Below are 9,592 nucleotides of genomic sequence, written 5' to 3'. Positions count from 1 at the left end.
CTCCCGGATTACCTCCAGTTCCTGGGTTGTTTCCTGAATCTCCTGGATTACCTCCAGTTCCTGGGTTGTTTCCTGAATCTCCTGGATTACCTCCAGTTCCTGGGTTATTTCCAGAGTCTCCCGGATTACCTCCAGTTCCTGGGTTGTTTCCTGAATCTCCTGGATTACCTCCAGTTCCTGGGTTGTTTCCTGAACCTCCTGGATTACCTCCAGTTCCTGGGTTGTTTCCTGAATCTCCTGGATTACCTCCAGTTCCTGGGTTGTTTTCAGAACCTCCTGGATTACCTCCAGTTCCTGGGTTGTTTTCAGAACCTCCTGGATTACCTCCAGTTCCTGAGTTACCTTCTCCAGATCCGCCAGGGCTAACTGGTTTCATTGGTACATTGTGTTGTACAATGTCGAATTCAACAGAAATCGTTGGGCTCGTATATGTTTCATATCCATTTTTTGTTACAACTAAATAGTAATCTGCTTCTGGGAATACCATGTATGCGTAGAAGCCAAATATATCGCTATATTGCTCTGGGCTAGCGTTATCGTTCGGTGCAAAGCCTGGAATCGCAGGCAATACTACTTTCGTGCCTGGTGTAATACCTTTCGCACGGTTTCTTGGCGTGTCTGCATAATATAGAGTTACTGTAGCGCCTTCAATTTTCTTACCAGTGTTTTCGTCACCTGTCGTTTTATCATAAACCGTGCCGTATGGGTCTACTAATTCTGCTGAAATATTAAGTTCATCAATATTTGCCAAGTTAAGTACTTTATCCTTGACAAGTATTAATTCTTTGCCTGGCTCAAATTCATAACGTACTTCCAGCGTATAGTTACCTGTTGTTAAACCTTCCGCTGTGAAAGTACCATTCTCCTCTAAAGGAAATGCCTTTGGAGCACCATTCTCTGAAACATAGTTGCCCGCTGCATCCTTCAAGTAAACATTTAATTTACCAGCAAATGCCTTAGTTAGCAATGAGTTAGTACCATTAGGTTGCTTGAAAAGTACGATACCTACAGCAGTAATTTCTGCTGGAACTAAGTTACCTTCTATTGGGTTATCCGTACCTTCAATAATCGCTTTTTGCGTGAATGGAACAAGTGTTTGCACGCCACCAATAGTCACCGGATGCTTGTAAGTAATCGTATACTCCTCACCTTGTTGAACAAGATGGTAGTAACGACCTTCCGAATCAGTAGTGATTGTTTCTTCCTCACCAGTTGCAACATTTTTCACTACAATCTCTTTGTAAGGAAGGACTTTTCTAGTTTCATTGTCACGTAGAACACCTGTAAGTGCTGCTGGCATTGTGATAACAACTGCATCGTCTTCATTGTAAGGTACACCTGATGGGCTAGTAGCATCCGTTTTCGCAATCACTTTATGCTCTTTCGGTGCGACGTCAGCCAATTTCGGTGGTGTATATGAAATCGTCGCTTTACCATTTTCATCAGTAATAGCTTTGCCTACTTCCACACCATCAACGATAAAGACAACTTCCTCGCCTACTATTGGCTTGCCATCTTGCCCTGTTAAAGTAGCTGTTAAGTCAACAGGTGTTTTACCGTCTCCACGTACCTTTTGAATTTTTGGTTCTAGGGCAAGTGTACCTGGAAGATAACGAACATTCTCAAATGGAGCTTTAGCAGTTTCGTTATCCTTGATTGTACCTGTGTACTCTCGGCTTGTTGGTGTTGTTGTGTAACCTTCTGCCGTATAATCCTTTTCTGTTACGACATATGTTGTATCTTTTAAGATTTCTTCAATTAGCAATGTTTGTTCATGTTTCAAGTGGAATTTGTCCCCAGATTTAATCTGTCCTTTCGTGCCGTCAGATTTCGTATAATCATACGTTTTGTCTGCACCCGCCCCAGTAAAGATTACTGTGTATTCAAATTCCTTCTCTTCATCACTACCATTACCAGTAACTATATTGCTAATTAGTAAACCGCCGGGCATCTCTCTATTATTGATATAGTGTGCTTCGGCTGTTTTTCCTTCTTCGATACTACCTGTAATAATAAAATCTTCTGGTGTAGTTGTATACTCTTCATTTGTGTAATCTATCTGTTGAATTGTGTAAGTAAGCCCCACAGGTAGATTATGAACAGTGATTGCCTCACCATGTTTCAGTACGATTTTTTGACCAGATTCGATTGTTCCTGTCGTGTCATCAGACTTCGTATACGAATACGATTTGTCCGATCCTTCGCCAGTGAAAGTAACCGTATAATCAAAGTCTTTATTTTTATTGCTACCGCTGCCTGTTACCGTATTGTCAATCAACAACTGTCCGTGTATTGTTCGGTTGTTGACATACTTCAACTCGGTTACTTTGTTTTTTTCAATCGCACCACTATACACTCGGCTTTCTGGGTCTGTCGTATATCCGCCATCCTGATAGCTTTCTTGAGTAACTGTATAAGAAAGACCTTCAAGTAATTTAGGGAATGTGATTGCCTCACCATGCTTCAGAATGATAGAATCTCCACTTTTTATCGTAGTTTTTACTCCATCCTTCACATATTCATATTCCGCATCCTTGTCTTTCCCATCAAAGATAATTGTATATTTAAACTCTTTGTTTGAATCTCTGCCATTACCTGTTACCGTATTGTCGATTTTTAATCCACCTACAGCAGGAGTTGGTACAATAAGCGGATCAGCAGAAGTAACTTTTACTCCGTCCACCCAAATAGGCTTCCCTTGCGTATTCCCTACATATACTTGATAAATTCTTGTAGTTGGTAGCCAAGTATTGGTATCAATATAGGTTTCCTTCAGCTCATAATACCCTGGATCTGGGAATAGCAGATTAAGGTTCCCTCCGCTATCAGTTGTTCCCTTTGCAACTTCTGTTCCATCGCCCTTCTTATACAGCGTAAACTGTACACCTTGAAGCGGTTTACCGTCAGGATCTACCTTTTTCAGTGCTAACAAAGCATTGGAACTTGAACTACCGGCTACGTCCGAATTATCCAACGTGCTTTCGCTTTTTGCACTGATAGATTCCAGCTTATCGTCTCCAGCTAGCTTTACCTCATTGCCCATCTTGTCTCCAGCTTTCGCCTTAGATGGATCAACCTCTGTTTGGTATACAAACTGATATAATTTATTAGGGTCTTTCATTTTGAATGTTAAAACTGTAGTGCCTCCCGCACCTGGTGCAGCTTCCACTTGAACTTCAGCATTAGGGTCGCTTAGGTCCAGTGCTGCGCCCTCGCGTTCAAGAGCACCGCTTGCAGTCAGTTTGGCACGATACACTGCCATACTTGGCGTTGCCAGCACAAGCTTTCCGTTTGCATCGTATCGCGGATTTATTCCCGCACCTATAGTGTCCTGCAAATAAACACCCTGCTCCATGTTGAATGGCGGAGTATAGTTTACTGTCCATTCCAGTACCCCAGGAGTTGGTTTAGTTACCGATTTCCCAAGAGTTTGAACTGGTACAATCACTTTACGTTGTTCAGTGATAACCTTTTCCTCTCCACCCCATGTCATATGAAGATCAGCTTTATTATACAGTACCTGCTTGTTTGTGCCGTTTGTAGTGTATTCCTCTAAATATTTTTCTAAAGCCGCGTTGGATGGTCTTGCCTTTACTAAAATGACATATGGACTTTCCAATTTAGAGAAGGTGAAAGTTCCTACGTTTCCATTCTTAGAGAAGCTTACTACATGAGCGTTAGTACCTGGTTCAATAATCGTTTTGGCATCGTTTCTAACGCCATATTCAGTACCACTGCCATTGTCCGAATAGCTTTTCCAAAGCTCAAAATCCTTACCCTCAGAAAACGGCACGAATTCCCAGCCTTCTGGTAATGTGTCCACCAGCTTAATATTGCTGATTACTCGATTACCACCATCCTTAGCCATTTCTTCTGTATTATATCCAGGCATATTAATACCAAGACGGAAAGTGACTGTTTTTGTAGTTCGGTCATACGCAGAGAGTGTCCATGCTTCATTGCTATCGTTTCTAATGTAGCTACTAACGTTATTTGGATTAACGCTTTCAGGTGTACCATCTACTTTCAATGGCTTCGATGCAAAGAGCATATCCTTATTCAGCATGCGCAGATGAAGATTCACCGAATTTTGTGCAGATTTCACAACTTCGCCATCAAACAACAAAGCTCTATTCCATCTTGCTTTTCCTACATTAATATCTTGTTTAAATAGGAATTTTGGATCAGTTTCAAGTGAACGGAAGCTGAAAGAAGCAGCTTGATCGGTAGTATATCCAGTCACTTTGATTAAGTCCGCCACCACTTCACTATTCACTGTCAAAGGGATAGCTTTCAAAGTCAAGCCGTTAGGGCTCTTGAGGGTTCCTTCGTGATATTGCTTCCAGAGCTGTGCATCATTAATATTCGTTTTGATTTTCGCAATAGTTTCTGCATTCACCTCTCCAGTTGCATCCACAGCATTATTCAAGACGTTCAAATCACCGCCATGTACTAGTACGTCATATACCACCGCATCTGGCAAGGCATATTGTGGAGCTAGGCTAACAGTCCATGTAACACCGCCAAGGCTGAAATCCTCCATCGTAAGAGAGCCATTTTTTGTAAATGTATGTGCACCGATAGTAACTAATGCCTCGTCAGTTACCGCGGCAGGTCTTAGACCAGTCACCACATCATTGTTCTGAATACCATCTAATGTGTCCAAATTCCAGTTAGCACGTGGATCGATTCTGAAATTTGAACCGTTTTTCACCTTAGACTTAATCACTAGCTCTACTTTACCGTCAATATCCCCAAAGGAATAAATACTGTTCGCATCTGGTGTAATTGCTTCTTCTGCAGATGCAGCACCATCCACCCAAGTTTGCCATGTTGCTGATGTAAATTCCAATCCAGCAGGTAGGACATTTGTGATAGTAAAGTCCTTTAACCCTTTTTTGTTATATTGGTTAACAGTGATTTTCCATATAATTGTTTCACTACTATGATCATACGAGGCGCTGGCCTGAATCCAATCTGGAGCAAAGGAAATCTCCTGGCTCGTCTCCACCAACTTATCATCATCTTGTTTCAATTGCACTGAACCACGCATGACCCGATAGCTACGTCCAAGATTGCCTGGTGGATTCTTGTGCTCGTAATAGTAGCCTTCCTTTGGAATCATTGTTTTATATTCTACCTTCGGATCTATACCTGTTCCTGGTGGGAAAGTATAGCTCAGCGATCCGTCCCCACCAATGGTTGGGGTTGCCTCAATACCATTTACTTTGAATGAACCTGGCATATAGATACCAGGGACATTCCCAGAGGTATTATAAGATGAGGGGTTCGTATAAAATATCTTTCCGTCTAATGGTAGTTTGATTTTATTATCAAACTGATCGAAAGCAGATACAGTTGACTGCCAAGTAACCGCTCCCTCAACAAATTGTGCAGCTGGAAGTCCGCGATAACTATACTGATCCCATTTGACCATACCGGGCGAACTCAATGTTATGCTATACGCCGCTGTCACGTCTGGGTTTTTCAACTGATAAGCTGTCCCAAAGATGTTGATAGGCTTTGTGTCGCCATACACCATTCCAGTTAAATCTGCATCGGCAGTAGTTTCAAAGCTGAAGACAATTCCTCGTCCAACACCATTGAAAAAGTTATCGTCACCGTTAAATACAATCTTAATGCTGTTCGGAGTGAAATAGGCTGTACCAAGCTGTTTCATACCTGATTCCGTCTGCGCATTCAGAACTTTAGTAGCTGTCGGTAACACCACTTCTTTAAAGTAGTCTTCTCTTTTCAGCTCAATCCAATCACCCTTCTGGATGTAATTATCAGGATTTGCATTAGTCGGATTTGGGTCATCACCATTCACTGGCGCCGCGAGACCTTCCGATTTGAGTGTAAATTGCTGTCTTCCCTGAATAATACCATCTGGCGCAATAACAGTCTGGGGATTCCCCTGCTTCACTTCCAGTGGAAAGGACGAATTAACTCCCATAAACACCTCTGTTTTATCCGAAGGCACTCCTAGAGACATCGGTATGACACTCTTCTGTGTGTCAGATACTGCATCTTTTGCAGATGGGTCTGCCTCAACTTCATTATTTGTCGCCTTATCAGTATCGACTGGTTCGCCTTCGTTATCTGTTTCCTTACCAGTATCAACCGATTCGCCTTCGTTGCCTGTTGTCTTACCAGTATCAACTGGTTCGCCTTTGCTTCCTGCTGCCTTATCAGTATCGACCGGTTCGCCTTCACTGCCTGTTGCCTTATCAGTATCGACCGGTTCGCCTTCGTTGCCTGCATCGACTGTTTCGTCTTCCACATAGTTATCTGGACTTATCGAACTCTCCGCAGATGCAGGAACAGCAAATGCCAACGTTTGCAAAATAAGCATCACTACTAGCAAAAATGACATCACTGATTTGCTTATACTGCGTTTTCGTTTCATTCCCCAAATCTCCTCCTTTTCCTTATAAGTTCTTGTCAACTGTACGGTAATCTGCCTGTCTCCTCTTTGAAACGTTATGGAGCTTCAATTAATCAAGCTTCACAGAGGAATAAGCAAGAAACCATACGTCGTCATTTCGCCTAGCCCTTACTTTAAAATATCAGTCCTTGCCAAGCGGATACTGTGTATCTAGTTAACTCTATCATTAAGTGTTGAACGAAAACTGAACAATCCCGGCAATAAATCAAATCGTATTTTTTGTATAGTAATTAAGAAATTGATGAGCGTTTTCAAGCTTATTTAAGAAAAGGGAGTAGAAATCTGAGCTATGTTGAGTCGCAAATATTTCTCAAAAAACTATGGATTCTAGGTTCAGATTTTCGAAAATCATTGAGAAAAAATTCGATGGAAACTAAGGAGGAAAAATAAAGAAGGGTAGAAGAAAATTGAAAAACAGTGTTTTTTCTGACATGAACTTAATCGCAAATATATCTAATGACACTATAAATAATGTTCAAGAAATCAATAAACTCTTTCCGGCTTATGAATTTAAAGGTCTTGAGAATTAACTTATTTTGAACCATTAAAAGAAATATTTAAACTAGACCCCCCCTAAATTGAAGGTTTATCAGGTGGGGGAAAATTTATTATAAAGCAGTTTTTACTATCTTATTATCTTAGCAGACACCATTAACTAGATATCCACATCCAATTAGTATATGCCTATTATTCTCTAGTAGCTTAGATGTAATATCATAAAGCACTCGAGTTCTTGTGTTTTCTTTCTTTTTATAATAGTAAATATATTGAAGGGCGAATCTATTTCACCGATGCACAAATACATAGTATTCAAGTGGTTGCTGCACCATTCGGCTCCTCTCTCACAAAAAGGCTTGAGCCACTTACAACCTTCACTGTTCGATAATCAGCCGCATCTGCTACTTGGTGCTGAATGCTAAATAGCATCGCTAATACAAAAACTCCACCAAACCATTTCTTGAGTATATTCAATCAATTTAACCCCTTTTATATTTTCACTATTCTACCATTTATCCTATTGACTGTATATATTTCCAAATTAACAAGTCCAATAATATAATTAGAGCTGTTACTTATCTTTCGCTACAAAAAACATTTGCCGCTGGGCTTGGCTTTCTTCTAAAAGGTAGAGTGAAAATTTTGTATAAAACTATAAAAACCTTGTATAAGAATTCAGCAATGGACACTTAAGGGCAAGCCTATTCCAACTCAATTTTGTCACCTGGCTTTGAAGACAGGTTGATACGATTTATGCTTTGTATAAGGATTGGTCAGTCGATTTGTGGTCATCCCATCTACTGTGCTCACTGTGTAAATGAGGAATTGAGTTATACTTTTATTTGTCGATTCTTTTTAATAGTCAATTTTAGAATCATTGCTTTAAACACCAATTAAAATCTTTAGGTTTTTTGATGGTGCGAAAACTGTAATTTTAAATTTTAAGAATCAATGTTGTAACAAAGTCTATTTTTTTTGCAACAAAACGAAAAATCATCGTAAGTTCTTAGAAGTGTTGCTACGATAAAAACAGAAAGGAGATCAACATGAAATTCAGCTATATTTGGAAAAACAATAAATCATCTTCTGAAATTGAGATTATTAGTAATCCTTCGAATAAAGAATTGCTTTCTACATTTGAACAGCAATTTTTCCAATCTATAACATTAAGTGCAACAGATTTCAAAACAAATCGCCAGGTTATGATTGAACTCAATGACATCGAAGCGATTGAGGCATCTGGTCATTTTGCCAAAATCTTTTTAATAGATGGTAAAGAGCTAATACTGAATAAGATTTTAAAAGAGTTATCTTACTTGGAATCATTCGGATTGGTTAGAATTAACAATTCAATGATTTTGAATTTGAATCAAATACGCTCGTTTACTTCAGGAAGCCATGCTAGATTGGAAGTTATTACAAAACAAAAAAATACATATATTGTCAGTAGACATTATGCAAAATCTATTAAGGAGAAATTGATATGATAAATGACTTAAAGAATAGCTTTTTGAACGTTTCATTTATGGTGTTGATTTGGATTGTTTTCTTAATTACTATTTTTAAATTTCACGAAGAAATAATAAACTTTATTTACATCTGGAATTTAATTGGTATTAGCGTTCTAATGGGGATTGTTTTTGGTATAGCTTATCCTTATTTGTGGAACTACTCTACATTAAAAGTAACAACTAAAATTGTTATTAGTACTTTTTTGAATTTTTTCTGTAGCATAGGAAGTGTATATCTTTTTTCACTGAAAGTATTTGAATTTATCAAACCATATTTATTGCTAATTTTAATAATAACATTGATTGGTCATATCATTGGATTTTATTTTTTCTCAAAATATGAAAATAAAAAAATAGCGGATAGTTTGAATAAATCGCTTGAAAATTAAGGAGATGGAAACGGAAATGAACATCAATACTAGCTTACAAGTACTATTAAATGATATTGCTCAGAAACAAAAAAAGGGTCTTCCTTTTATCATGGCTTCTATATTTATTTGGGGAGTTATCACAACAATCACGTTGCTGCCTTTAGATTTAATGATAAAAAATATTGGCATTTTATCTTGTGGTGCATTGCTGTTTCCTGTTTCAATTCTTTGTGCCAAAATATTAAAAGTTGATTTATTTTATAAAGAAAATCCATTGATTAATGGACTGTTGATTGCAACAAACAATCAAATTTTATATTTAATTATTTGTATTCTTCTATTGATAAAAGCACCTATGTGGGTCTTACCTGTATATGCAATTATTTACGGTGCACATTTGTTACCATATTCATTCTTTTATCAATCAAAAAGTTATCGATATATTTCAATATTTATTTGTGCAGCTATTTTGATAAGTATCATTTTCTTCCATTTACATATTATTTTTGTTCCGTTAATCGTAGAAGTTGGTGTGCTTTTCTTATTTTTAATGTTGAAAAAGGAAATTAAAAGCTAGTTTATACGAGGATGAAGTTGAACTCTTTAACTAATTTTCAAAAAAGCCCTAGAAATCAATGTTTCTAGGGCTTTTTATTTTGAATTTATACATCTAAAATCTTTTTTAATTCGATATTTCCCAAATATCTGTAACAGGTTCACTTGACCATTTCTACCAAATTGGGATTCCTATTAAAGTCCAATTA

General features: G+C 38.3%; 5 protein-coding genes. 3 read left to right on the top strand and 2 right to left on the bottom strand.

The window, feature by feature from the left end; genetic code table 11:
* Together AC3WOM_RS20695 and AC3WOM_RS20690 are read right to left on the bottom strand one after the other, a co-directional pair.
* Window positions 1-6,409 (bottom strand): DUF7601 domain-containing protein (locus AC3WOM_RS20695; protein WP_492448159.1); only part of this gene is annotated, 6,409 nt, incomplete at its 3' end.
* Between the two features lie 849 nt (window positions 6,410-7,258).
* Window positions 7,259-7,420, bottom strand: a complete 162-nt coding sequence (locus tag AC3WOM_RS20690) for a hypothetical protein (RefSeq protein WP_492448158.1) — start codon at window positions 7,418-7,420, stop codon at window positions 7,259-7,261.
* 572 nt (window positions 7,421-7,992) lie between these two features.
* On the opposite strand from AC3WOM_RS20690, the gene AC3WOM_RS20685 reads away from it, so the two are divergent.
* From AC3WOM_RS20685 to AC3WOM_RS20675, 3 genes are read left to right on the top strand one after another with little or no spacing between them, the layout of a single operon-like run.
* Window positions 7,993-8,433, top strand: a complete 441-nt coding sequence (locus AC3WOM_RS20685) for a LytTR family DNA-binding domain-containing protein (RefSeq protein ID WP_492448157.1) — start codon at window positions 7,993-7,995, stop codon at window positions 8,431-8,433.
* Window positions 8,430-8,846 carry a hypothetical protein gene (locus AC3WOM_RS20680; protein ID WP_492448156.1) on the top strand — a complete coding sequence of 139 codons (417 nt, stop codon included), beginning with the start codon at window positions 8,430-8,432 and terminating at the stop codon, window positions 8,844-8,846. Before AC3WOM_RS20685 ends, AC3WOM_RS20680 begins: the two co-directional genes overlap by 4 nt.
* Before the next feature lie 16 nt (window positions 8,847-8,862).
* Complete coding sequence (locus tag AC3WOM_RS20675; protein ID WP_427548157.1) at window positions 8,863-9,405, top strand: DUF7010 family protein; 543 nt, start codon at window positions 8,863-8,865, stop codon at window positions 9,403-9,405.
* Window positions 9,406-9,592: the final 187 nt, after the last annotated feature.

The organism is Lysinibacillus sp. FW301-JW8 (assembly GCF_058788755.1).
This window is presented reverse-complemented; position numbering and strand designations above follow the sequence as displayed.